General features: G+C 49.0%; 23 protein-coding genes. 6 read left to right on the forward strand and 17 right to left on the reverse strand.

What is annotated here, in order from left to right:
• Positions 1-89: 89 nt before the first annotated feature.
• Positions 90-644, reverse strand: coding sequence for a dihydrofolate reductase family protein (locus tag MJA45_RS13645; RefSeq protein ID WP_315607797.1), 555 nt, complete (start codon positions 642-644; stop codon positions 90-92).
• Positions 645-801: 157 nt separating this feature from the next.
• On the reverse strand, positions 802-1,701 hold the full coding sequence (locus MJA45_RS13650; protein WP_315607798.1) for a LysR family transcriptional regulator: 900 nt from the start codon (positions 1,699-1,701) through the stop codon (positions 802-804).
• A 109-nt stretch (positions 1,702-1,810) separates the two neighbouring features.
• On the opposite strand from MJA45_RS13650, the gene MJA45_RS13655 reads away from it, so the two are divergent.
• Together MJA45_RS13655 and MJA45_RS13660 are read left to right on the forward strand one after the other, a co-directional pair.
• Entirely contained in the window at positions 1,811-2,554 is a 744-nt protein-coding gene (locus MJA45_RS13655) for an MBL fold metallo-hydrolase (protein WP_315607799.1), read from the forward strand.
• Entirely contained in the window at positions 2,506-3,048 is a 543-nt protein-coding gene (locus tag MJA45_RS13660; RefSeq protein WP_315607800.1) for a cyclic-phosphate processing receiver domain-containing protein, read from the forward strand. The genes MJA45_RS13655 and MJA45_RS13660 overlap by 49 nt, the downstream gene beginning before the upstream one ends.
• A gap of 40 nt (positions 3,049-3,088) precedes the next feature.
• On the opposite strand, the gene MJA45_RS13665 is transcribed toward MJA45_RS13660, so the two are convergent.
• From MJA45_RS13665 to MJA45_RS13675, 4 genes are all read right to left on the reverse strand, one after another.
• Positions 3,089-5,020, reverse strand: a complete 1,932-nt coding sequence (locus MJA45_RS13665; RefSeq protein WP_315607801.1) for an alpha/beta hydrolase family protein — start codon at positions 5,018-5,020, stop codon at positions 3,089-3,091.
• 263 nt (positions 5,021-5,283) lie between these two features.
• Positions 5,284-6,063 carry a class I SAM-dependent methyltransferase gene (locus MJA45_RS13670; RefSeq protein WP_315607802.1) on the reverse strand — a complete coding sequence of 260 codons (780 nt, stop codon included), beginning with the start codon at positions 6,061-6,063 and terminating at the stop codon, positions 5,284-5,286.
• Positions 6,064-6,418: 355 nt separating this feature from the next.
• Entirely contained in the window at positions 6,419-6,763 is a 345-nt protein-coding gene (locus tag MJA45_RS28640) for a carboxymuconolactone decarboxylase family protein (protein ID WP_407083158.1), read from the reverse strand.
• Positions 6,764-6,933: 170 nt separating this feature from the next.
• Positions 6,934-7,356, reverse strand: a complete 423-nt coding sequence (locus MJA45_RS13675) for a DoxX family protein (protein WP_315607803.1) — start codon at positions 7,354-7,356, stop codon at positions 6,934-6,936.
• Positions 7,357-7,570: 214 nt separating this feature from the next.
• On the opposite strand from MJA45_RS13675, the gene MJA45_RS13680 reads away from it, so the two are divergent.
• Positions 7,571-7,900, forward strand: a complete 330-nt coding sequence (locus MJA45_RS13680; RefSeq protein ID WP_315607804.1) for an ArsR/SmtB family transcription factor — start codon at positions 7,571-7,573, stop codon at positions 7,898-7,900.
• A gap of 96 nt (positions 7,901-7,996) precedes the next feature.
• Positions 7,997-8,425: a MerR family transcriptional regulator gene (locus tag MJA45_RS13685; protein WP_315607805.1), complete on the forward strand. Its 429-nt coding sequence runs from the start codon at positions 7,997-7,999 to the stop codon at positions 8,423-8,425.
• A gap of 68 nt (positions 8,426-8,493) precedes the next feature.
• Here MJA45_RS13685 and MJA45_RS13690 read toward each other — a convergent pair whose 3' ends face one another.
• From MJA45_RS13690 to MJA45_RS13730, 9 genes are all read right to left on the reverse strand, one after another.
• The gene (locus MJA45_RS13690) at positions 8,494-9,411 is read right to left on the reverse strand and encodes an NAD(P)-dependent oxidoreductase (RefSeq protein WP_315607806.1); all 918 of its coding nucleotides are present in this window, start codon (positions 9,409-9,411) and stop codon (positions 8,494-8,496) included.
• 55 nt (positions 9,412-9,466) lie between these two features.
• Complete coding sequence (gene gap / locus MJA45_RS13695; RefSeq protein WP_315607807.1) at positions 9,467-10,540, reverse strand: type I glyceraldehyde-3-phosphate dehydrogenase; 1,074 nt, start codon at positions 10,538-10,540, stop codon at positions 9,467-9,469.
• A gap of 214 nt (positions 10,541-10,754) precedes the next feature.
• Positions 10,755-14,153, reverse strand: a complete 3,399-nt coding sequence (locus MJA45_RS13700; protein ID WP_315607808.1) for an S-layer homology domain-containing protein — start codon at positions 14,151-14,153, stop codon at positions 10,755-10,757.
• Positions 14,154-14,448: 295 nt separating this feature from the next.
• Positions 14,449-15,198, reverse strand: coding sequence for an NRDE family protein (locus tag MJA45_RS13705; protein WP_315607809.1), 750 nt, complete (start codon positions 15,196-15,198; stop codon positions 14,449-14,451).
• Between the two features lie 147 nt (positions 15,199-15,345).
• On the reverse strand, positions 15,346-16,299 hold the full coding sequence (locus MJA45_RS13710) for a DUF4871 domain-containing protein (RefSeq protein ID WP_315607810.1): 954 nt from the start codon (positions 16,297-16,299) through the stop codon (positions 15,346-15,348).
• A 3-nt stretch (positions 16,300-16,302) separates the two neighbouring features.
• The gene (locus tag MJA45_RS13715) at positions 16,303-16,896 is read right to left on the reverse strand and encodes an RNA polymerase sigma factor (protein ID WP_315607811.1); all 594 of its coding nucleotides are present in this window, start codon (positions 16,894-16,896) and stop codon (positions 16,303-16,305) included.
• A 49-nt stretch (positions 16,897-16,945) separates the two neighbouring features.
• Positions 16,946-17,446, reverse strand: coding sequence for an NUDIX domain-containing protein (locus tag MJA45_RS13720; protein ID WP_315607812.1), 501 nt, complete (start codon positions 17,444-17,446; stop codon positions 16,946-16,948).
• Between the two features lie 261 nt (positions 17,447-17,707).
• On the reverse strand, positions 17,708-18,112 hold the full coding sequence (locus MJA45_RS13725) for a nuclear transport factor 2 family protein (RefSeq protein WP_315607813.1): 405 nt from the start codon (positions 18,110-18,112) through the stop codon (positions 17,708-17,710).
• Between the two features lie 45 nt (positions 18,113-18,157).
• On the reverse strand, positions 18,158-18,625 hold the full coding sequence (locus MJA45_RS13730; protein ID WP_315607814.1) for a DinB family protein: 468 nt from the start codon (positions 18,623-18,625) through the stop codon (positions 18,158-18,160).
• Between the two features lie 196 nt (positions 18,626-18,821).
• On the opposite strand from MJA45_RS13730, the gene MJA45_RS13735 reads away from it, so the two are divergent.
• Positions 18,822-19,724: a LysR family transcriptional regulator gene (locus MJA45_RS13735; protein WP_315607815.1), complete on the forward strand. Its 903-nt coding sequence runs from the start codon at positions 18,822-18,824 to the stop codon at positions 19,722-19,724.
• A gap of 15 nt (positions 19,725-19,739) precedes the next feature.
• Here MJA45_RS13735 and ppsA read toward each other — a convergent pair whose 3' ends face one another.
• Positions 19,740-22,358, reverse strand: a complete 2,619-nt coding sequence (ppsA, locus tag MJA45_RS13740) for a phosphoenolpyruvate synthase (RefSeq protein WP_315607816.1) — start codon at positions 22,356-22,358, stop codon at positions 19,740-19,742.
• Between the two features lie 537 nt (positions 22,359-22,895).
• On the opposite strand from ppsA, the gene MJA45_RS13745 reads away from it, so the two are divergent.
• Positions 22,896-23,711 carry a helix-turn-helix domain-containing protein gene (locus tag MJA45_RS13745; protein ID WP_315607817.1) on the forward strand — a complete coding sequence of 272 codons (816 nt, stop codon included), beginning with the start codon at positions 22,896-22,898 and terminating at the stop codon, positions 23,709-23,711.
• Here the strand turns inward: MJA45_RS13745 and MJA45_RS13750 are convergent.
• Positions 23,708-24,304 carry a histidine phosphatase family protein gene (locus tag MJA45_RS13750; protein WP_315607818.1) on the reverse strand — a complete coding sequence of 199 codons (597 nt, stop codon included), beginning with the start codon at positions 24,302-24,304 and terminating at the stop codon, positions 23,708-23,710. The two genes, MJA45_RS13745 and MJA45_RS13750, sit on opposite strands and share 4 nt — an antisense overlap.
• Between the last annotated feature and the right edge of the window lie 29 nt (positions 24,305-24,333).

A 24,333-nucleotide genomic window follows, 5' to 3' on the forward strand; every position in this document is an offset into this window, starting at 1 on the left:
AAAAGCGGCGGTCGAAGACCAGAAAATCAAGTCTTAGACTTGCCGCTGTTATGGTACTAACGCTTTTATCACGGGAATGTGCAATATTATTAGTACCCATCAAAATGATAAATTAGTTGCACAACGCCTGAGGAGAACGTTCTTGTAGTAACCAATTTTAAATTCAACCTCTGTTTTATATCCACAAACAGCGGTTTCCCTTCTCCCAAAACAACAGGGTGAACAGATAATCTAAATTCGTCAACAAGTCCTAAATTTACAAAGGTTGTAATAAGACTTGCTCCACCATATAGCCAAATGTCTTTACCAGGCTTATTCTTTAATTTATTTACTTCTTCAAGAATATTATTATTTATGAATATTGCTTTATTATCCGTCCCCTTTTGAGTCCTGGAAAACACATATTTCTCTTTACTATGAACCAATTCCCAAAATTCTTTTTCAGAATCAGGATGTTTAATTCCTGGAGTAAATTGTCCCCACAGATCATAGCTTTTTCTTCCATAAATAATAGTATCAATTTGATTTAAGAAATTATTAAACCCCATCTCAGAGTCCATAATGCACCAATCCACTTCCCCATTTTTCCCTTCAATAAAACCATCTAACGTAACGGCTAAATCTAAAATTATTTTTCGCTTCATGATATCTTACTCCTTTCGTTGATCTACTACCCATTATAGACCTTATATATGTCACCTTGTGTCATATAAAAGAAAGGATATCTTTTTCACATGGTTGCCTTGACCGAGCTTTTGTCCTAAAAAATAACAGCCACTCCGTAAGTGGCTGTCATAGGTTCTATCCATTCGTTTTCTCATGCGCTTTAGGAAAACATCCTTTCACATATTCTGAAAATCGTTTTGCCGCCGGCGTAAGATAAGTACCTTTTTTCAAGATCATGCCGATTTCACAGAAGCTTCCTTCGTCCTTTATTGGCACCCACGCAAGGCCGTCCAGCATCAAACCATTGGTTTTAGGAAGTATGGATACACCGAGACCAGCCGCTATGAAGCCAACTACCGTCATTAAGTCTTCCGCTTCATAAGATGAAGTTGGAGTGAAACCGGCCCGAAGGAAGCACGTCTCCAGCGTTGTTTTCAGCCCGCAATAATGCTTTACTTCCACATACGGTTCACCGGTTAATTCCGATAATTGGAGCTCCTCCCGCTGTGCAAAATGATGAGTCACGGGTACCACCGCATATAAGGGAACTGTCTTTAACGAAATCCATCCGTACTCATCCGACTCCATCTTTATGGATGAAATCATAAGGTCGCAATCACCGTTTTCCATATGCTTACCTATAGTTTTGTGGTTACCTTGTACGAGCTCAAATCGGATCTTCGGGCAAAGCACTTGAAATCCTCGAATTAGTTTCGGCACGAGCTCCGCACCAAGTATATTCAGATAGGCAAGGCTGACTACACCCGACTCGGGATTCGAGTATTCCTCAAGCGCTTGTTTGCCCTCTTCCAACCCGAGCAGCGTACGTTCTACGGAATCGGCAAACATTCGTCCATATCGGTTTACCTTGATGTTCCGTCCGCTACGTTCAAATAACGGCACACCCAATTCCTCTTCCAATTTGGATATGGAATGGCTTAATGCCGGCTGAGTAATGGATAAAGCTTCTGATGCTTTTGTCACATGTTGGAGTCGAACCACTGTTAAAAAATATTTTAACTGAGTCAGTTCCATTATCCTCGATCTCCATTCATTAATATAATTCATGATAATCATTTTTATAATAAATTAGATTTTATATAAGATCAAGGGTAAGCTGTTTGTAAAGGAGATGATACTAAAGATGAAAGCCATTGATGGAGTGGAAACTGTTGAGATCTCGACGAATTTTAGAGGTAAACCGGAAGTGTACCATCCGACTTTGATTTGGGACGATCACGAAGCCGTCTTGGTAGATGCGGGAATCCCGAACCAATTGTCCGCTTTCAAGGAAGCGATGACCAGGGCAGAAATTCCGTTTTCAAAGCTTAGCAAAATCATTATTACCCACCAGGATTTGGACCATATCGGCGGATTGCCGGAGTTGCTGAACGAATTCTCTCACCCTGTCGACGTGCTTGCCGCTGAGGAAGAAAAACCCTATATCCAAGGAGACCGAATGTTACTGAAAGTAACACCCGATTTCATCCGTCAAATCAGCGCTCGGATCCCTGCTGAATTTCCGCCCGAAAGACGCAAAGCGATTCTTCAAGTGTTTGAAAATCCGCCAAAAGCGAGAGTGGACCAAACCATAGCGGATGGAGAAGAGCTTCCTATTCTCGGTGGACTCATCGTCATTCATACCCCTGGCCATACTCCGGGACATATCAGCCTTTATCTTAAACGAAGTAAACTCCTTATTGCAGGAGACGCTTTTATGATCGAAGACGGGAGGTTCATTGCACCTGACAACTGTGTGGATGCGGATCTGGCGAAAAGGTCGTTAAAAAAATTCCTTCCTTACGACATCCAAACCGTCATTTGTTATCATGGAGGGGTATGGAAAGAAAACGTGAATCAGCGGATCCTTCATTTAGCAAACAGCTAAACGAAGCTATCTCAGAAAAGAAAAAGGATGCCTCCCTTGTACGTTCGTCTGCAGCAACAGGCGAACATATAAGGGAGGCATCCCTTCATAAACAGGGTCATTGTAACAAAGGCCCTACCGTCCAAGATTATTATTCGGCCTCTTCATATAGTAAAGACAGAAAGAGGCGATTATTAATGATTAACGTTTATTTAGACGATATGCGTCCATGTCCGAAAGGCTTTATTTTAGTTAGAACCGTAGAGGCATGTATTAAGTTAATTAGCTTGAAAAAGGTTAATACCCTTTCTCTCGATCATGATTTAGGCTTTGGTAGACCCAGTGGATATGAGCTTGTAAAGTACATGGTCACCCATAAGATATATGCAAAAAAGATCATTATCCACAGTGCTAACCCTTTTGGTCGAATAAGGATGTTTAAGTTGTTGGAGAAGCATAAACCGGCTCAGGTTGAACTATATATACGTCCTGAACCAATCTTTTTCAAATTATAAAGATAACGCGTAAAATGAGCCCACGCATCCTATTCGGGAATCAATCTCCAATATCCTTCAGATCAAAGTGGCGAAGCATCCCCGGAATGACCAAGCCGATGTGGTTGTAGTCGTCGTAATAGCGTGCCTTAACCCACGAGCTGACGCTGTCTACCTTGCTTTGCCCCTCGATACCGGCTATTCTCGGGTCAAGGGCTTGGGCGAGCTGGGCATAAAGGCTGAAACGATCCGTGACGTAGCACGGAATGTCTCCCTTATGCTTCTGAGTCAGCTGCTCCGCTACCTCCAGAGCGCGGATTACCTCGTAGACACGCATGGCCGCCAAGCTGTCGCCCAGCCAGAACAAATCGGCCGTCAGCTTGTGAACGGTACCAAAGAAGGCATAGAGGTCATATCGGTTAATCGCATTCGGCATAAGCGCCCCGCTCCCCGATACATCGAGGACCATCAGCTGCCTTCCGCTCTCGCAGATGCGCCGGATCGCCGGCAGATGATGCTGCAAGTCGCGGGTACCGTGCTCCCATAACCCGATCGTAACCGGAAGGTCGCCTCCCTCTTCCCTCACGTGTCGGAAAAGAAAGGCATGGCCGTGCATCCCCGCTTGGCTCCACCAGATTACGCTCTGAACGCTCAGCTCATTCAGTTGTCCGAGCCTTGTAAATCGCGGGTATAACGGACTCTCTTGGCGGCCGGTGAACACCTTCTCCCTCAGCCAAGCCAGAGCAAGGGTTTTCCGGGCATCGGGGGACTGTCGCTTACGAGCCTGCCCCAGGACCTCCAAATGTTCGAGCACTTCTTCGTGGACCCCGCGCGCCCCCGGAATTTCTCCCCTCACTTGCCCGCTCTTCGTACACCAGAGCGAACGTTGCTCCAGTAATCCGGCCTTTCCCCCCGTACCGCCTGCAGGACGCTCCAACAAGTGTTTGCTGAAAAACTGCGCTGCCGCTGCTGCCAGCGGCAGCGTATACTTATGCTGGGAATCGTCTTCTACAAGCGCAAGCTTGTCTCCGCAGTCATACATCTCCCAGAATCGTTTGGTCCGCTCGAAAGTTCGATGCGTGCCTTCAATGGGAAAAAAATCGTTCGTCACGGCCAGTACCAGTACCGGACGAGGAGCCATCGCCAGCAGGATGTCCTCGTGGTCAAGGCCGGCGGCGGACATGCCAAACCAGACTTGCTCGGCATCCTGGGCTTGGCCCGTGATCAAATAACTTTGCCGACTCATGATGAAAGTGCCCGGAGCGGCCGCCGCCAGGCGTGGATCCGCGAGCATCAACATGCTCGTCTGTGTTCCGCCTCCGGAGTTTCCCGTCACGCCGATTCTGGCTGGATCGACCTCGGGACGGGTCGTCAAGTAATCGATGGCCCGCATCGCATCATGCACGAAATATCTTGCGAGTCCGTCCCCGAGCGGCAAGCATTGCATGCCCGCATACTCATGCTCCACGATGCCGTCCGCTACCGTAAGCTCCCCGGTGTCCGCTTCGTAATAGCTGAAGCGTTCGCCTTGGCCGATCGGGTCGACGGCCAGTACGACAAGCCCGCTATGCACGAGAATCCGGCATACGGTTTGGTATTCTTCGGAATGCTTCGCTTCACGATCGTGTCCACAAAGGAACAGCACGGCCCCTCGGGGCGAGTCAAGGCCGTCCGGGATATACAGATTCGCCGTTACATAGGTTTGCGGCCTGGACTCGAACATGATTTTTTCGATGGAGAAACCTTCCCCTTGTACCCTACCGGTCGTTCTCGGATTCAGAGGGGTATCGCAGGCGGGAATTCCGCCAATCGCTTCCATAAATTTGCCTCGAAGTTGCGTTCTTCTGGCTTCCAACTGATCCCAGCTGACGATCGCGTCACGGGCTTGATCGCCGCGTGCGAAAGCCTCGATCGAACGTCCGTACACATGCTGCTTCAGCTCGTCTTTGACGTCGTAATCGACAAAATAGTTTTCCAGCTGAGAAAGATTCATGCGCCTGCCTCCCATCTTACCTTGATGTTCCAAGCCTTTTCAATATCTCCGCAGTCCCTCTATCCTGTTAGCATAATATAGGAATGTGCCCCGCCGGTATGAGAGGCTTTTAATTTTTCTAGTGGAAAGTGATCCTGATCTTGGATCAGCTCCTCCCGCTTGCCCCAATCCTCTATTCTATTATAATAGTTATTGGAAGTATCTATCGTGCTTGCTAGCGCAACAAGCCTCCCACAATGAAATGGTAAGGGAGGCTTGCTTAATCAGGATTTAAAGGCTTGATAAACGATTTTCTGATTGCCGCAGGTCGGCTTTTTTTCATCGTCAAAATCTGCGCAAACGGTTATATTTGAAAATCCAACACTCTCAAGGATATACTTAAATTCCTCGACCCCGTACCAGCGTAAAGCAAAACGCTGAAGCTCCGTTTGTACCAATGTCCCCTTCCGCCACTTTTCATATTTCAAGTAGCTTACACGGTATTGATTAAAGAATAAATCAGCTTCCACGCACTTGCTTTCCAACGTAATCATGTCACCATTAGGCATGTGGTACGTTGCCGATCCGCCCCATCGTCCAAGCTCGGAACTGTTGTAATTGTTGTCTGGTAAAAACAGATCAAGGATCAACCGCCCGCCTGATTCCAAATGTTCATACAATCGATGTAAAACCCGCAGCGATTCTTCCCGTTGTTCAATCAACAAAAAGGAGCCCCCAGGAATGATAATTGCCTCATATTTATGTGGCAAAGAAAGTTCCTGTAAGTTCGCTTCATATAATTCTGGTCTTAAATCTCGCTCTTCACATCGGTCTCGGCAAGAAGCCAGCATTTGAGGGGAGTAGTCCACCCCATCCACAATTAGCCCAGATTCTAGAAGAGGAATGATCACTCTCCCTGAACCGACCATTGCTTCCAGAATGCGCCCCTTGCAATGCTTAAGCTTTTCGCGGTAATACTCAATGTCTCCGCCGAGTGATTGTCCAATTTTCTTGGTTAGGTCATAGACCTCCGTACAGAGCTCACCGTAATTACTGAAAGACATTTATCCTTTCCCTCCATTATCTGAAACGACAACAAATTTAATTTTCACGACAATCACTCGCCTTCTAAAGGGATGCTTCCAGAATACAGGATGGGAAAAAACTGGACAACGGAAAGCTTATGTTTATTATTACATTATTCCCCCGATCGTTCTATCGGTTGACTACACGTGGATGGCAGGTTTTTAATAAGGGGTTCTATCCCAACCGGAACCGGCTGCTCCCGTGCCGTGTCAATAAAAGGATCACGAATCAAAGGATAGGACAGAAAAAGGAACTTCAACATGTATGGAAGTTCCTTTTAGTAAGCTTTGCTCGTAGGTTGCTGACCGGTCGCTGCAGCGAAACCTTAGACATTCAACCCCAAGATCCCGCCACTTGTCTGGTTGTAACGTTGAGGCGATTAAAGAGGTTGGTTGTAGCTATGGAGAGAATCAGGGTAGCCAAAGCCGTTTCGTCGTAATGCCGGGTGGCCTCCTCCCAAATTTTGTCCGGAACCGGGTCTTCCCGATCACTGAGCCTGGTTATCGCTTCGGTTAACGCCAAAGCAGCCCGTTCTGCGTCCGTAAAATGCGGAGAGTCCCGCCAGGCTGCTACGGCAAATAGGCGTTCATCCGATTCACCAGCTTTTTTGGCATACGCTGTACCGGAGTCAACGCAAGAGTTGCAACCGTTTATTTGACTCGCACGTAAGTGAGTCAGATGAAGGGTTGTTTCTGATAGGGAGCCTTTGTGTAAGGCTGGACTGAATGGCCTTCATGGGCGTCGGATACGATTACGGCAGGGTTTTTCATACGTCCTTGCATGACATCATCTCCTTGAATGGTTTTAGGTGGTGTAGTTCTAGAAGGGCGGCGGAGTTCATCACCTCCTTAAACTTTGCGGCTCTCTGGACGCAGCACCCATGAGACAAGGGCCAAGGCTGCAAAACCGAGGGTGGTCAAAATATGGTAGGCAAACGCCCCATAGTCCCCTACGAAAGCATGTGAGGCCGCAGCCCCTGTCATTTCAAAAAAAATACCGGCGTAAGCCCATTCTTTAATCCGCGGAAATCGAGGTACCAGGATGGCGACCGCCCCCAGAACCTTCCAAACTCCGATAACGGTCAGGAAATACACCGGATACCCTAAGATTTCCACCGTCTCGAGGGTTCCCCATTGATTGGTTATATCCCCGATCCCTCCACTCCCCACAATGAATGCAAGCAGCGCCGTGGCAACCCAATAAGCGATAACTTTTCCCCGGGGATTGGTTCCTTCTTTCGCGTTTGCTTCCGCCCCAACCATTTTGATCATTCTTCTCCTCCTCCACAATTAAATGGATACCATTTGGTGTCGCTTATCACTATAGGACACCAAATGGTATCCTGTCAACCATAATTTTCATCTTCCTTTTAACGGGTCGATTGCTATAAAAGACGGATGGTTACAGTTGACAGGATACTAAATAGTGTCCTATAATCTAGGCAATCTTTGGCCATAATTTTTACATGCAAAGGAGTGGTGGTTGATGAGCGCCGTTGCGCAGACACGGGATGTCTATTATGCCGTGGCCGATCCGAGCAGGCGTAAAATCATTCGACTGCTGGCAGATTCGGATGAATTGCCGCTCCATCGGTTAACCCCGCATTTTACGATGGGCCGGGCCGCAGTCTCTAAGCATCTAACGATTTTGAAAGAAGCCGGCCTCGTCATCGAGCGTAAAGTCGGCCGGGAGACGCGAAACCGGCTTACTACCGCTCCTCTGAAGGAGCTACAGGATTGGTTGTCGTACTACGAGAAATTTTGGAAACATAATATGGCTCGTCTGGATGAACTTCTTAAGGAGGAACAGGAATAACGCAAGATCTGACGCTCCTAGACAGAAGTCTAAATTAGCTTGGACCAATCGGGGCTCGTTTTTCATAATTAAAAGAGAATATTAGGAGTAATTCCGATGAAAATAAGCCAGCTTTCCAAAGAGACCGGTGCCAGTGCCCGATCGATCCGATATTACGAAAAGAAAAAGCTGCTGACTGCAAAGCGGTTAGATAATGATTATCGCGAATTTGACGAAGCGGACGTCAAGCGAATCAAAACGATACAAATTTATTTAGAGCTCGGTATGTCAACGAAGGAAATTCTTGAAATTTTGAAGTGCCATGATAATTACGATGCTTACGACAGCGATGAGTTCTGCGAGGAAATGCTCGGAGCTTATGAGGAAAAACATGCAGAGATCGTCCTTCAAATTCAAACGATGACTACGGTACAACGGAAGCTGGAAAAACGTATTGAACAAATGAGAGTTCAGAAAACGATGATAAGCACGGCTATCGGTTCCGCCGAACAATCAAGCAAAGCTATAGTAGCGAAAAAGGTTTAAGAAAAGGTCAGATCCAGGATGTGGACCTGACCTTTTCCGTTAAATTCAGAAATATTGTTGGCAATCAGTTAAACCGAAACCGGATTCCGGATAAGCTCAACTATCCTTGAAAGCCCATCCGCACCGTAGCCTTCCGCAACACCACGATTGATCAGCCCTTGAATAGGAATCATAAGCTCATTACTGATACCCAACTCTCCGCAGACTTCGATGAAATTGGAAAATGCCGTCTGGTTGATAGAAAGGCTGGATACGTCCGTTTGATGATTTTCTGCATCAACCGCCTGTGCCATCAAGGGCAACGAGCCCGACATGGCTTGGAGCCAAGGCACCACAAGCGAAGTGAACGTTTCCGCTTTAATCTGCTCCGAACGGATCATCGCAACGGCATGGAAAAAGCCGCCGAACATCCCGTACATGGCGCTTAACAGCGCCAAGTCGTACAGGGGTGCCAACCCGGGGTCTTCGCCAAGATAATTCACGCCCCCGATCCCCTTCAGTGTCGGTTGGTAGGTTTGAAAAACCTTTTCCGATCCGCTGTACAGCACAAGTGCGCCAGAGGTGCCGATCATCTGGGGAACAGCCATAATCCCGCCGTCCAGATATTCGGCACCCCGGTGGGTCACCCAGGCGGCTGTTCGTCGGGCCTGTGCCGGAGTCCCGTTTGTGAGATTTACGATCGCCCGGCCGACCAATAGCTCACCTGCCTCCTCCAGTATCTCGTGTAGGGCCCCGTAATCCAGCACGCAGATCACCACTATCGGACTCGCTGCAATCGCTTCGTTTACTGTGCTTGCGACCTTCGCCCCTTGCTTCATAAGGGCATCTGCTTTGCCAGGCGTGCGATTCCAGACGGTCGTCTGATGTCCTTCCTTCAGGAACGTTCGGGCAAGAGCCGAACCCATCATGCCTAAGCCGATTACGCTTACTGGCGGGTAGGTAACTCTCGCTGTGTTCGTATTCTCCCTTTGTTCATTTTCTTTCATTCGGATATCTCCTCTCCTTTCCCCCTTATCTTAAAAGATTGACACTGTGTCAAAGTCAACTTGTATTTTTGATGATAAAGTCAGTCGAACGACAAGAACTACTGGGCTCCTCCTCCTGTTGAAGCCTGCCTTCAGCTTTCGCAATGTATTGAGCAAGATCGAATACTCTACATGCATAAGCCCATTCATTGTCATACCAGGCCAACAGTTTGAGCTGATTATTTCGGACCATGAGGCTGATGCCATCGATCACTGCCGACTTTTCGTTTCCAATGTAATCGGAAGAAACGAGTGGCAACTCGTTATACTCAAGATAGGTCCCCATCCCATCCTTAACCGCTGCTTCGAAGGCCTCCTTGATTTCCGCGGCTTGAACGGTTCTGCCTAGAGAAACTTGAAGATCAAGCAGGGATACATCCGGTGTTGGAACTCTAATGGATAGCCCATTCAGGCGCGAGGCTAGGTGAGGAAGCACATCCGCCAAAGCACTTGTTACGCCGGATGTCGTTGGGATGATCGAACTCGTGCACGCCCGCGCCCGGCGCAAATCCTTGTGAGGATTATCTAGATGATTCTGATCATTGGTGTAAGCATGCACAGTAGTCATCCACCCTTCCTCAACCACAAACGCACGGTCTAGAACATGGAGAACCGGAGCCAGGCAGTTGGTCGTGCAGGAGGCAGCCGAGAGCAGATGATGCCTTGCGGGATCATAAGCCTTCTCATTGACTCCCATGACCACAGTGAGATCCAACCCTTTTCCCGGCGCCGTCAGCAGAACCTTGCGGACGCCCCCTTGAAAGTGCTTGCCGAGGGAAGCTCGGTCGGTAAACTTCCCTGTCGCATCAATGACAAGCTGGACGCCATGGTGTTGCCACTTGATCTTTCCGGGATCCCTTTCCGCAAGAACATGTACCCGCCGACCATTAATGAATAACCCGTCTGAATCCGCTAGAACCTCCGCATCCCACTTGCCATGGACGGTATCATATTGAAGCAGGTGCGCTAAGGTAGGCAAGGAACACGTCGAGTTGATGACGACCGTATCGCAAAGTGTTCCCACCTGCGAGAATGCTCTTCGAAGGAACAATCTTCCGATTCTACCGGTACCGCTAAGTCCAACCTTCATATTTACACACCCTCTTATTCGTTTTTTTCATTATATATTACACACTATTATTTTCAATAGTCCATAATATAAATATATATTACAGAAATGTGAATGATTAATGACATACTAATGTTAAAATTTCCCTTCCACAAAATGGGACTCCAAACGCAAAAAAGCACCCTGCAGCCTTTCACCAGGCGCGAGGTGCTTATGTTAGAACGGAAAAGCCGGACTACTCGATAAAGTTTACCTTTTGCAGCAACCTATTCAGCATTGTGGCGGCTTGGGCCCGGTTTGCGAACTGCAGCGGCTCGAAACGTCCGCCGTCCATCCCGTTGATAATTCCCGCCTCCACCGATCCGGCGACGGCAGCCTGTGCCCAGGAGGAGATCGATTCGCGGTCGGTGAACGCGGCAAGCGAATGGCTGTTCCCCGGCCCGTTTGATTCACCGGAAACAAGAGCAAGCGATCGGGCGATCATTACCGCCATCTGCTCCCGTGTAATCAGCGCATTCGGCTCAAACCGATCCGCCGTCACTCCGTTCACGAGCCCGGCTTTCGCGGCTGCTTCTACGGCAGACGCGTACCAAGCCGTACCGGCGACATCGGCAAAACCTTTGTAAGCGGCGTCATGCTCCATCAATAACCCCATTGCGCGGACGAGCAGCGAAGCGAATTCCGCCCGCGTAATGCTGGTGTCCGGCACGAACCGTTCTGACGTCACGCCGTTTACGATCAGCTTCGATGCCAAGAGCTCGACATCTTGTTTCGCCCAGTGGCCGTTCAGATCGGCAAAATGGCGGTCTTCCGAATGGATGACCGCGTAAATGCTGTAATGCAGTACTTTCATAACGGCTTCCTTCTTGCCGTCCTCGCGCGTGGCCAAGTGAGTCGGAACGTAAGACACGGTATTGGCGAGCGGATCAAAGTGGACGGCTATTACATTGCCTGCTGCTTGACTGGCATCGTACACGATGGCACGCACCATATACTTGCCGCCGAGATCCCGCATCTCAACCGACTGGCCGCTCTCCGTCTCGACATTCACATGAAAGTCCACGGGGCTGCCTGCTAAACGGAACCGTTCGCTTGTGCCAAGCTTCTCCAACTCCGTTTGCATAGAATCACTTACCTGTTTCATAGTCGTAACGATCTTCAGAGTGGAAATGTCCACTCCTAGTCGTTCGGCAATGCCTTCCAGGTCTACATCACTCGCTTTCAACTGCAAACTGGAACCGTTCAGCTCGACTTCGATGTCGGTGCCGGGGAACGCACTCCCAATAGCTGCTACGGATGACCCGGAGAGCTGTACTTGCACAGACCGTTGAGTATCTGGCACTTTAATAGTAATGATTGCTTTAACAGAGTTCTTCAGCTGGATCGCAGCTTGGTCCAAAATAGGCTTAGGGAGATTCAGCTTCTGAATGCGCGTACCATCCGCCGCAGTTTCCGTAACCAAAGCTGACGAATCAACGTTGATGACTACGCCGATGGAAGGATCAACCACGATCCCAAACGGTTCCGTTTCCTCAGCAGGCTCAGAACCGGAGCTGGGGGGATTGGGATTGGTTTCTGTCGGCGTCGAATCAGTTATGGTGATGGCAAGCGTCTGCGCTTCTCCTTCGTTGAACGTGAATGCCAGGTTGACCGGGCCGGTAGGCTGTGCCTGCAAGTAGCTTTTCAGGATCGTGACGGTGTCATCCGTTATCTTGTAATCCCTCCCGGCTACCAGAGGAGTCGCTCCGTTTGTAATGCTGGTCAGTGTATTGCCATTCAGCGTCAGCGCCGTTGAAACATCCGCATTCCCCGCAGAGGCCGCATACTTATCGAAGCTTGCGGTTGACGGGTTAAGCACGCTATTAATATTGGCTATCTGAATGGTTTGCACCGACGCATTCCCCGCCAAATCTTTGGCATACACCGTATAAGTCCCGTTGTCTACGGCTTCGAAGCTTGAAGCTGCCAGTATATCGTTGCCTGCGCTGACAAATGCTTCGGCGTCGTTATGGCCCGGAAGCCATTTTAAAGCGGTAAGCGAGTTTCCGCTCCCGTACGTTTGGGTAGTCACGGTTAGCGTCACAGGACCGTTCGTAGGGGCGGTAACCGACGGTGTGATCATTAGGGAAGGCGCCGCCGGCATACTTACCGTAAGATTGACCGCCTCCGAAGTGTGAGCCAAATAAATCGCGTCGCCCTTGTATTGGGCGGTAATCGAATGATGACCGGTTGGCAAATCCGAAGTAGTGAATTGAGTTGTTCCATCCGAGGCGACAGTCCCGCTTCCCAGCACAGCGGCGCCGTCCTTAAATTCCACCACTCCAGTCGGCGTGTTGAGGGCACCGACGATGGAAGTCGTAAGCGTGACGGGCTGAAGATACGTAGAGGAGGTTACGGATGCCGTTAGTGATGCTTGCGAGGGTAGGAACACCCTTTGCGGAACCTTCTGCATTCCGCCGCCAGACGAATTGCCGCCGAGCAACCCTTGGGCTCCCCATGACCATAACCGGCCGTTCCCATCGAGTCCATAGGAAACATCATAACCGGCCCATACATCCGAGAATTGGACAGGGGTCCCGTTATCCGAAACTTGAACTTTGTGAGGGACGTTCGTGTTTGCGGTGCTGTTGTCCCCTAACTGCCCTGTTCTATTGCTCCCCCACGTCCATAGATTCCCATTCTCGTCCAGCGCCAGCCCATGCTTCCTCCCCGCGGCAATTCGTTCAAAATGGACCGGACTCTCGTTATCTGACACCGAGATTTTGACCGGTGCCCACACACCCTGAACACTTGTCCCCAGGGGTTGTCCGTCTCCGAGCTGTCCTTCGTACAATCCGGCATCTGAGCCCCACGTCCATAGATTTCCGTTCTTATCGATCGCCGTATTAAAGAAATAACCCGTTCCATAGGTCGACCCCGCAGCGATCGATTGGAATGGGACGTCTACACCGCCTTCCTGGATGGCAAACATCGAAGGATTGATCACTTGAGACATAATAGTCCATACATGGTTCTCGGAATCGATCGCAATCCCGTGCTCATCGTTCATTTCCAACGTTTCGAAGGTGACGGGGCTGCCACCGCTGCTTACCGGTTGTCGGGTCGGAATATAATAGCTGCCGGCTCCGTTTGTCCGGAACCCCCATACCCACAGGTTCCCGTCCTGGTCCAAGGCCGCAGCGGAATAGCGCGAGATCGCGATCTTCTTAAATAAGATCGGCAAGCCCCCTTCCGTCACGCTGATTTTTGTCCAGATATGTGCGGACGAAACGGCCTCTCCAAGTCCCAACTGGCCGTTCCCGTCCGACCCGGCTGACCATAAATTTCCGTCTTGATCCAAAGCAAGAGCGGTGTTGAAGCTTGCTTTCCCTTCCTTGAACAGCACTTCCGTTCCGTTATCCGTAACCGTAATCCGCCTGGGCGTAGAAGAGGAATTCAATGTTCCGTCGCCGAATTGACCGGAGGCATTAGAGCCCCAAGCCCAAAGATGACCCGCGGCATCAAGGGATAACGTCGTGTTCAGCTGTGAAGAAACGGTTGTGAACATCGGACTCGCCGCGTCGGCTACGGCTGGCTGCAGCCGAGGACAGGCGATCGTTACAATTATAATAATGGCCAATATCAACTTTCTCACTATTAATCACCTTTCAATAGGTAAAATGGTTAAAAGGGCAGTAAGGGTGTCTGCGATTTTTGTTTTGGTAGGTTTGGTTGTTTATCCTGTAAAGTTCCCCCCTTCAAACCCTAAGCAACCCGAACTTAAACTTTCTAGTATTCGACAATTATGGTCAAATCCCCTTTTAATTTTTACAAAGATTTGAAATCCCGAATTTCCAAACCCAATGGCAAAGCAAAAGACGTATGGGCCGAATGGTCAATAGCCATACGTCTTCTATTTTTTTCTTAATTCCCGCCCTTTAATTACGTCTTTATTTTCTTATCGTGAATTCTTGTTCTTTCATCCCATCGATCGAATAAGTCCTCTCCTTGAATTCAAGGGTTTCATCCGTTAACAGAAGGATAGTTGAACATCTGGTTCCATATCCGTCACTTTTAACAAAGAGTGGAGAAAGTAGTCGTTCCCACTCAAGAGAAACTCCGGTTCGAGGTAGAATTTCATCCGGAAAGGAAGTTTCATTCCTTAATAGTTCAAACAATTGTTCGACAAGATCGTTACGATGGAGGAGGTTAGCCAGACCTGCTTTGCCGTGGGTTACCTTTGGCCAACTGGTATCCAACAAATGATTACTCACTCCATAGATTCCAGGCTCTAGTCTTCGGACCTCATCTTCAACGTTTGAATAGTAATACAGTTCATTTGCGTCCCCTGTCAGCAAATTATAGCCTGGGTAAGAATTACGTTTTTGTTTGGCTTCAGACATAAAAGCTTCTGGGGTTTTATGGCCCTTTAAAAAGTCGGCAACCAACTCTCCACGAGATTTCTTGCCTTGTCCCTCTTCTTCGGGGTTTCGATAGTTGGTAAGAGCTGCAAATCTCCCCTTTTTCGTAACTCCCAGCCAGGTTCCCATTTTGGTTAAATCGCGGCCTGCAAGTATGTTTGGATAATCGTCCCAATAATTAGCTAAAGCTGTCGGCCTATTATAAAACTCATCCCTATTAGCACCCAGGATGAGGTGATACTCGGGGTGTATGCGGTAAGCGAATAAAATCAAGCACATGATGTTCCCTCAACCTTCCCAGACGAAATTTATTTTCGGTAGCTGCCTCAAGTTAAATGAACCATTGCTTTGGTACGTAGTTTTCATAGGTATATATTACTTTCTTTTTAATTTGCCTAAAATTACTATCATAACCCATGAATTGCTTTACTCCGATACCTCCACGACAATGGTATCCAGCAGCCGTCCCCTTACGTAGGGAAGCAACCGCCAACGCCCTGCTTCCGGTAATTCCATCATGGTGACGGCCGTACGGTCCGCTCCGTTTAATCCCCCGGCCAAAGCGTTCGCGGAGCTCATCAGGTTGGAAGAATAAACATCGATGATCTGGTCTGTGCCTTGTTTAACAGCTTTCACCTCAAATGGCCCGTTAAGCAGGTCCTCGTTTCCCCAGAAATGCCACATGTATTTTTGGGGTTTGCCGGCGATGAACCCGGCTTCTATGAACCCCACCTTATTCTCCACCCCGCGCATCGTGTAAGTTCCAGACTTGAACTCTGGTGTGACTTCCCATGACGGTTCTTGCATGACCAGTTGTACGTTACCATAGGGCTTATCGTCCAAAAGAACATTCAGTTCCCACACCCCCTCCAGCGGCAAAGCGAACCGGGCTGTGTATTGCTCCAATCCCGAAGACCCGGGGCTTGGTTTCGTAATGACCTGGGAAGACACGGTGTCTTTCACTCCCGACAACCTATGGACCGCTTGAAGTGTCAGCGTTTTTCCTAGGAAATTTTCCAAGGGTTCTTCGAAATGAATCAGATAGCCCGCTGTTTTGCCCGCATTCGCATACGGTTCCGGATACAGCGTGAATAATAGTCGCCCTTTCTCATAAAAAGTTTTCTTTATCGCTGCTGATTTGCCAGAAAGTTCACTTTGCGGATCAACAGAAAGAACCCCATCCTCTTTGAGAAGCAACGACCCGATGACAAACGATGCTAGCAAGAGAGGTATATAAATGGCCTTCGCGATAGTAGTACGCTTACCATGCGATTCACCCGTACGCCGCATCACTTTATGCTTTAAATCCGATGAGAACTGACTACTGACAAAAGGTGGATCGACCAACCTTTTTGCCCAAGCGGGTTTTTCGTCGCTCATGGTTTACACCTCCTCACGGGTTAGAAGTTTGCTCATCCGTATTTTCGCTCGATGCGATCTGGATTTAACTGTTCCTTCTGATATTTTTAACAAGGTGGCAATTTCCTTTTGCTTCAGACCGTAATGAAAGTCGAGGACCAATACCTCCTTGTATTTGCGTGGCAATTGCATGACTGCCTTCCAAACCGCGCGGTTACCAAGACGATCGAATACTACCTGCTCCGCGGCTGGAGAGGTCCCCCTGTTCCTAAATTTGTCGGTCAGGATTACTTTACGGATAAAGGCACTTTGCAAATAATGTAAGGCTTTGTTCCTCGTAATGGTCAGCAACCAGCTCTTGACTGAACAGTCTCCTCGAAAAGCATACAAGCCGTTATAAGCGGCTAAGAACACCTCTTGTGATAGATCGTCGGCGAAATCGGAACGATTCGTCATAAAATAGGCAAAGTTCCAAACATCATTTCCGAACGAATCCATCAAATCATGAAGCACGACACCCCTGTCATATCCTTGCGCCAGATGCTTTAAGTAATTCCACTGGTCCATCAATGCCTTCACCCCACTAATAAGACCGTAGATTACTTGGAATGGTTCCATTTTACAAAAAAAATTTCTTTCGGGATCAAGTTCCTGTTCCGTCTGTCATCTATGAAGGACTCCCATAATTCTTACTAAGATACGGTTCAACCGCTTTCTCTGAAAAGTATTCCATAAAGAATTCATTGGTTGTTCTAGGGAATTGAAATGGCTCTATTAATCCTTCTGACTTATAAACAGTTTTCTTGATTTCAGTGATGGGTAACCAATCGATCCCGACCTGTCCGACATCAGCTTGTACGCTCTTTAATTCATTACTGATTGAAATTTCACACTCGTAAATAAAATCAATTGAATGAACTTCCTTCATGATGAACGAGTACTCATGATGGTGAGATATGTATTCTCTTACGCAAACTAATTTACTACTTGAGATTTTAACGCCTAATTCCTCCCTGCATTCGCGTAGTAACGCCTGTTCCAATGTTTCGTCCGGTTCCTGAGCTCCACCAGGAAGTGCGTAGTAAATGCCTATATCCGGTCTGTGTTTTTTTATTAATAAAAGCTTGCCTTCCTGAGTAATCAAGGCCCTTACTGTATTTCGAATCATGGGGATCCTCCTCCTTAATCCAATCCTAGCAAAGCATTAAGTAACCCCATACGACCTCAAAGTCTTCAACCGTTCCACCGTTAACCAGCCGCGCCAATCCGTTTCTCCTCTTGGACTAACCGGTGACACCAAGACTGTCATCAATTATTACGGACCCAAAAATATCGATCGGTCTCTATCATACAACAGGAAAATAAAAATAAGCTCGCCTAATGGCAAGCTTATTCTTTCAAAATTCACCGAATGCAGCGGGTTTGCTTCTTAGGGGTTCTCGTAGTTCTTCAGCGGCATCCCTACGTATTCCCGAAAGGAGCGGATCCGCCCCTCTTCGAACTGGAAGACGATGGCTAGCTCATTCTGAAAAGATCGCCCATTCAACGAACCTTCCGAGCGAAAGACTACTACCCCGTTATCCCCATTCTCCAGCGAGAGCAGCGGAGTCAGCTGCATCTGAAAAACGGATCGCTCGAACCGGACCAATTCCTCGAACCGTTCTTTGCCTTGCTGCTCGTGGTTCCATCCCTCCAGCGGGAGCGGAACGGAGAAACGAAAATCTTCCGTAACCTTCTCAAGAAACTCTTCCGTATGCCCGGTTTCCAAAGCCAGCTTGAAAGCTTCAAACCCTGCGCTGGTTTGGGATGTGACGGAGCCTGTAGATTCTATCATAAAGAATTCCTCCTTTGAATGGTATAGGGTCCGCTCAAACGTAGGCTAGTGTGATAGAACCTTAAGCTGGCTCGATATCGTGCCAAGGTGAATGGCCTCGTGGATCAAGGCGAAGTTGAACAGCTCGCCGGCAGTGTGGAATAGGAACGGCCCCATGGCATACGGAGTGGAAAGCTTCTGACTCAACATTTCCGGTGTCAGCTCCGATAATCGGGACAGCTGGGCCGTCAACAAGTCGATCATCTCCTCCTTGGATGGAGGAGCCATCGTCCAGTCCGAGGGCTTGGTCCCGGAGTTGAACAGTGCCGCATACGAGTCCGGTATGGTTGACGGGAAGCCGAAGCTAAGGGCGGAATACTCCTGCATCCAATAAATCATATGGCCGACATTCCAGCGGATGGTATTGTTAAACCCTGCAGGCTGAACGTCGAACCTCTCCTCCGGGATCCCCTGCACCTGCTGCAGCACTACGGGACGTACAATCTTTACCGTGTTGATGATCATTTCGGACATGTTAACTCCTCCTTTGGTTTGGGAACCGCTTGATCTGTTTCCAGTATAGGTTTCCCGGCCTTCCCCATCAATGCAGTGGGCGTTACCGGAACGTTAAGTATAAGTTAATGGTTATTCATTGACAGGATAAGGAAGATGGAGTAACAATGATCCTATCACAGGCATTCCGCAATGCCAGCGAAAGCAGGTGCGAGGTATGGAATTAAAGCAACTCGAATATTTTATGGCTATTTGCGAAGAGCTTCACTTCTCAAGAGCTGCAGAGAAAATGGGAGTCAGCGCCCCCAACATCAGCCAGCAGATAAGGAAACTGGAAGAAGAATTAGGGGTTCTATTATTCGATCGTGTGGGAAAAACCATCGTCCTAACCGAAGCAGGAGCGATTCTTCAAGAACATGGCGCTGCCGTGTTCGGACATCTGCAGCAGGCGAGCGATGCCATTGCGGACCTTAAGCAGATGCGGGGCGGGTCGTTGTCGATCGGTGTCTTGCCCGGTGATGCGGATCTCCTGTTTAATGCCTTGCTGTTGGATTTTCATCAGACCTATCCTACGATCTCACTGTCACTTCTGGAAACCATGAAAGTAACCGAACAAGTCCTGGACCGAAGCCTCGATGTCGGTGTAACCATTGGACCGGTGAACGATGAACGACTCACGTCCATCCCCCTGTTTAACGAGGAATTTTCCTTGGCGGTAAGCAGGAGGGATCCCCTAGCGGCGGAGAATTTCATTTCCTTGAATAGACTGCATACCTTGAAAATGGTCATGTTTCCGCCCGAGCATCAATGCCGCAAGCTGATCGACCGCTTTTGCCAGGACAAAGGGTTTGCCGTACAGCCGCATATGGTGACGACCACATTATCTTCCCTTCTCCAGATGGTTCAGAGCGGAGTGGGCGCCTGTGTTCTGCCTCGGCTTCTTCTGGAGAATCTTCAGAACCCGGACATCCAAGTCGTGCCCCTGAGGAATCCCACGCCTTCTCAGGACATTTGCCTGATTTACCGCAGCGACCGATATATCGGATACGCCATGCGTACGTTTATTAAGACTTTGAGAGCTTACATCGAGACGGCTATTAAACAGTCGAAGTCTTCCTAGTTAGAGGCAAGCCTTTTACAAAATCTCGATATACCCTTCCGTTCCATTCACGCGAATGCGCTGACCATCTTGGATCAGCCTGGTGGCCTCCTCCACTCCGACAACGGCCGGCAAGCCATATTCCCGTGCGATAACAGCACCATGGGTCATCAGCCCGCCAACTTCGGTTACTAAACCTTTAAGGGATACAAACAACGGGGTCCAGCTAGGGTCCGTGAAGGGGGTAACCAAAATATCCCCCTCCTCCAGGTCCGCCTCCTCCATGTTTAAGATGACACGGGCCCGGCCCTCTATCACCCCGGAAGATACAGGCAGACCGATAATCGCCCCTTCCGGGAGATTCTCCCGCTTGTACTTCCCTGCAAGGATTTCCCCATCCGACGTGATGACACGCGGTGGAGTTAGTTTCTCATATCGTTTGTACTCGTCCTTTCGTTTGCTGATAATACGCTCATCCAGTTTATGGGTTCGTACGACCTCGTGAAGCTCTTCAAACGAGAGGTAGAAAATATCTTCTTTTTCCTGAATAACGCCCGCCTGCACGAGATGCTCGGCTTCTCTAAGTAAAGCCTGTTTATAGTGGAAGTAGCGATTGATATACCCGTATTTCGGATATTCGCGATATCCAATGAGATTCCGGACTAGATCGATCATTCGTTTTGTTTCTTTGGCTTTTAATTCGCCATCCGGCAATTGCCTCAATCGCTCTAATAGCTCTTGTTCTTTTTTCAAAGCTTCTTGCCGCCCTTGCTCAAATCTCCGCTTTCCGGCATTAGGCTCAAAGTTTTTGATGTTACCCAGAATCATGGGGACCAGGGCGATGGGCTTTTCGCTCCAACGGGTTCGGGTTATATCGATTTCTCCAGCGCACCGCATTCCGTATTTGTTGAGAAAATGGCAGATCGCGTCTTTGGTTTCCTGGCCCCCATTAAAGTTAACCAGTTCATCCAAAAAACGATCATCTTTCACCTGTTGTAAATAAGCAATGACCTCCGGATAAGGACGGATCACATCGGCGACATCCATTAGAGCCAGACCCATTTCCGAAGTGATATTGTTTGGCACTGATTGAGACAGCGTATCGGCTGCGTTTTTTTCACCCAACCACTCCATCATTTTTTCATTGATCCAGGAGGAAGCATTCATAGCCGTCATAATCACACCAAAGCTTTTGGGGTCAGCTAGCTTCCTCTCCCTTAATTCCTGGATATCTTCCAGGATAAAATCAAATAGATCCGCTCCCGATTTCGTTTGGATCTTATGTTTTAGTTCTTCGATCGATAATTCGCTTTGTTTAATCAAATCCGAAACGACTGTCGGATCGTAATCGTTGAGGGTTTGAAAATTCGCAGGCGCCGGACTTTGATTGCTTTTACCGTTACTCTGTTCTTTCTTATCATCCGGTATGGGTTTTATAAAATTCTCCCGCTCGATGACGGTCGTCAGTGCGTCTTTTATGAGCGGATCGCTTTTTCCCAGCACATTTATTAAAGTATCCCTGCCGGAAGGGGAAGCCAGCATAGGCGAAACATCAACAAACAACCTTCCCCCGGCTTTACGCATGGGTGCAGGAGTTAGCAGCAGGTAAAAGGACAAGCCCAACGGTTTCATGGCGTCGGTCATCATTTGCTGATGACCGACCGATACATACACGTGGTTTTCTTGATCATTCGCCTCGGGGATCGGGAATAACGTTGTGATGGGCCGGCTCTGGACAACATAGAAGGTATCCTCGACCAAGCACCATTCGATGTCCTGCGGGCAGCCGAAATAGGCTTCGATCCGCCTTCCGATGCGGGCTAATTGAATAATTTGATCGTCCGTGAGGGTTTGGGTCTTTTGCTGATAGGGTGGGATCGGCACTGTATCGGTTCCGCCTTCTTCTCGTCCATAGACAGCCAATGTTTTGGCGGCTATCCTCTTCTCGACAATCTGCTCATCACGAACTTTATAATAATCCGCCGATACCAAGCCCGAGACCAAGGCTTCTCCCAGTCCAAAACCGGCATCGATGGACAGCAGTTTTCGGTTGGAGGTAATCGGATCCGCGGTAAATAAGATGCCGGAAGCCTGCGGGAATACCATCCTTTGAACGATAACGGATAGATAGACTTGGCTGTGGTCAAACCCATTTTGCATCCGGTAGATGACCGCTCGATCGGTAAACAGGGATGCCCAGCATCGGCTGATATGCTGCAGGATCGCTTCCAGTCCGATAATATTCAAATACGTGTCCTGTTGACCGGCAAAAGAAGCATGCGGTAAGTCTTCCGCCGTTGCACTGGACCGCACGGCATAAGCGTGCTCTTCGCCAAGAAGCGAGAGATGGCGAGCAACGGCTTCCCTGACCTCGGAAGGAATCCCTGCTTCCCTGATGAAATGCCGGATTTTTCGGCTGATTTCCCCAATCTGTTCCCGATCCTCTGCTTTCAGCATGGTTAGTCGATCCAATAATCCACGATACGTCTCGTTAGGTTCGATGGCTTTGCGGTACCCCTCGGTGGTAAGACAGAATCCTTCTGGAACATGGATGCCGTCTATTTTGGATAATCTCCCTAAATGCAGCCCTTTTCCACCAACTAGCTGAAGCTGTGTTCCATCCATTTCCTGAAAACCAATAGCCAAAGAACTCATTAAAGCATCTCCCCTAACCATGAATTTGTAGAAACCATTTGACAAGATCCCGCCGGCATGGTACACTGAAAGTGTAAGATACATAAGCTATGCTCTTTCGACCAAAAAATACAGTCGTAGACCGATTATAGCACCGTAATTCGTGATGTGCAATACCTAAAGAATCTGGGCACCTGTCCAGGTTCTTTTTTGATTTCTGATAGTGACCGATAAATAGAACGAACAGAATGAATGGCATCTTGCGCCCTTTTTACCTGCTATGATTTTAGGTCGGCTAATAAGCACTGTTCCGACACAGTTGGCGGTAACCGTCCGGAGGCCGTCATGGCTGATTAAAGACCCAGTAGATAAAAAACGCCGTCCCCTCACGAGGATAGCGTTGGCATAGTGTATAATGTGGAATGTCTGTTTATATTTGGATGCCGTTCCTTCTCTTCTGTAAAGCTTTTGTGATATTGTCATTCCTCCTCTTGAACGCTCCTCGGAAATGCGGCTACAATTAGACTATCTAACCGGTAAAGGATTCGGGTGACACAGATGAGTACCTCAACCTTGTGGAGTCAAACGCTTCATGTTGTTTCACATGCCTACTTCGAGCGCAAAGAAATGTTCGAAATGGACCGCGACTGCTACCCCGTATGGGTGCTGTTTGCCGTAGAATCAGGCAAGTTCTATTACCGCATCGGTGAGGAACGGGGAGAAGCCGGCGCCGGAGACCTGGTCTTCTGTCCCCCTGGGGTTTCATTCGAACGTGAAATGGTCTCTCCCCTGGCGCTTCATTACATTAACTTCGAAATGGACGAGGGCACCTCTAATTCGCATGAGCCGCTGCCGCCGTCGTTTCTCGCGAGAACGCTAGACAACAAGCGTCTCGTTTCCGACTTTGCCTATTTGCGAAGGCTTCACCTTTCGTCCGATCCGCGCAGTGTGATGCGCAAAGAGATGATTCTGAACGATGTCTGGCAGCTGGCTTGCGAGGTCTGGGAAGAAGAGCACCTGCGCGATGAGCTGCTGCTTCTGGTCGATTCCGAGGATGCCTTGATGAAACGCGCCGCGGAATGGATCTACCGCAACGCCTACACACCGTTCAGCATGAGAGCGCTCTCCGACTCTCTCGAGCTCAGCCCCGTCCAGTTTACGCGTCGGTTCCGGAAGTCCTTTCGCATTGCCCCTTCGGATTACGTTCGTTCCCTGCGCATGAGCAAGGTGGCCGAGCTGCTTCTCGACACCGATATGACGCTTGATCAGATCGCCACCTGCTGCGGGTATGAGAACGGGCTGTACCTCAGCCGGGTTTTCTCCAAGAACATGGGCGCCAGCCCTTCCAAGTACCGGGATCAGAACCGGCTTTAAAGCACCGGGTCCTTGGCTTCCTCCAAGTGACGGATGCAGTCGTACAGCGAATAACACCATTTGCTGCTGTCTAGATAGACCGTCGTCACCGATGTGTTACGCATCTTCTCGCCGGTCGTCTCGTCTCCCATCAGTTCCTTTAAGGTCTGGCCCAGGAAATAGCCGTGCGTGACGACCAGAATCTTCTGGCCGGGAAACCGGGCCGCGATATCTTCCATGAAGTGAAGGCCGCGGGCCCGCATGCTTTCATGGGTTTCCTGCTTCATGTCCAGCTCGTGCCACTTCTCTCCCCACCGCTGAACCCGTTCCTCTTCGATCGTATCGGCGATCATGCCGCGGTCCATCTCCCGCAGCCGTTCATCGTAGAAATCCACCGGTTTGCCGATTTCCGCCGAGATGATCTCAGCGGTCTCTTTGGCTCTCCGCAAATCGCTCGAGATAAAGACATCCCAGCTTTCCTTAGCCAGCCGCTTGGCCACCAGGCCCGCTTGTGCCCGGCCGGTCGCGTTCAGCGGATTTTGGGTATGCCCTTGTGCCCGGTTCTCGATGTTGTGATCCGTAATTCCGTGTCTGACAAATGTAATGGTTGTCACCGGTTTTTCGCTCCCTTCTTCATTGTCGT

The sequence above is a fragment of the Paenibacillus aurantius genome (assembly GCF_032268605.1).
Classification (GTDB): Bacteria; Bacillota; Bacilli; order Paenibacillales; family NBRC-103111; genus Paenibacillus_AO; species Paenibacillus_AO aurantius.

Bases quoted from the DNA above. Each gene is read 5' to 3' on its own strand.
- MJA45_RS13645 (WP_315607797.1), bottom strand. From the start codon at position 644: ATGAAGCGAAAAATAATTTTAGATTTAGCCGTTACGTTAGATGGTTTT.
- MJA45_RS13650 (WP_315607798.1), bottom strand. From the start codon at position 1,701: ATGGAACTGACTCAGTTAAAATATTTTTTAACAGTGGTTCGACTCCAA.
- MJA45_RS13655 (WP_315607799.1), top strand. From the start codon at position 1,811: ATGAAAGCCATTGATGGAGTGGAAACTGTTGAGATCTCGACGAATTTT.
- MJA45_RS13660 (WP_315607800.1), top strand. From the start codon at position 2,506: ATGGAAAGAAAACGTGAATCAGCGGATCCTTCATTTAGCAAACAGCTA.
- MJA45_RS13665 (WP_315607801.1), bottom strand. From the start codon at position 5,020: ATGAATCTTTCTCAGCTGGAAAACTATTTTGTCGATTACGACGTCAAA.
- MJA45_RS13670 (WP_315607802.1), bottom strand. From the start codon at position 6,063: ATGTCTTTCAGTAATTACGGTGAGCTCTGTACGGAGGTCTATGACCTA.
- MJA45_RS13675 (WP_315607803.1), bottom strand. From the start codon at position 7,356: ATGATCAAAATGGTTGGGGCGGAAGCAAACGCGAAAGAAGGAACCAAT.
- MJA45_RS13680 (WP_315607804.1), top strand. From the start codon at position 7,571: ATGAGCGCCGTTGCGCAGACACGGGATGTCTATTATGCCGTGGCCGAT.
- MJA45_RS13685 (WP_315607805.1), top strand. From the start codon at position 7,997: ATGAAAATAAGCCAGCTTTCCAAAGAGACCGGTGCCAGTGCCCGATCG.
- MJA45_RS13690 (WP_315607806.1), bottom strand. From the start codon at position 9,411: ATGAAAGAAAATGAACAAAGGGAGAATACGAACACAGCGAGAGTTACC.
- gap (WP_315607807.1), bottom strand. From the start codon at position 10,540: ATGAAGGTTGGACTTAGCGGTACCGGTAGAATCGGAAGATTGTTCCTT.
- MJA45_RS13705 (WP_315607809.1), bottom strand. From the start codon at position 15,198: ATGTGCTTGATTTTATTCGCTTACCGCATACACCCCGAGTATCACCTC.
- MJA45_RS13710 (WP_315607810.1), bottom strand. From the start codon at position 16,299: ATGAGCGACGAAAAACCCGCTTGGGCAAAAAGGTTGGTCGATCCACCT.
- MJA45_RS13715 (WP_315607811.1), bottom strand. From the start codon at position 16,896: ATGGAACCATTCCAAGTAATCTACGGTCTTATTAGTGGGGTGAAGGCA.
- MJA45_RS13720 (WP_315607812.1), bottom strand. From the start codon at position 17,446: ATGATTCGAAATACAGTAAGGGCCTTGATTACTCAGGAAGGCAAGCTT.
- MJA45_RS13725 (WP_315607813.1), bottom strand. From the start codon at position 18,112: ATGATAGAATCTACAGGCTCCGTCACATCCCAAACCAGCGCAGGGTTT.
- MJA45_RS13730 (WP_315607814.1), bottom strand. From the start codon at position 18,625: ATGTCCGAAATGATCATCAACACGGTAAAGATTGTACGTCCCGTAGTG.
- MJA45_RS13735 (WP_315607815.1), top strand. From the start codon at position 18,822: ATGGAATTAAAGCAACTCGAATATTTTATGGCTATTTGCGAAGAGCTT.
- ppsA (WP_315607816.1), bottom strand. From the start codon at position 22,358: ATGAGTTCTTTGGCTATTGGTTTTCAGGAAATGGATGGAACACAGCTT.
- MJA45_RS13745 (WP_315607817.1), top strand. From the start codon at position 22,896: ATGAGTACCTCAACCTTGTGGAGTCAAACGCTTCATGTTGTTTCACAT.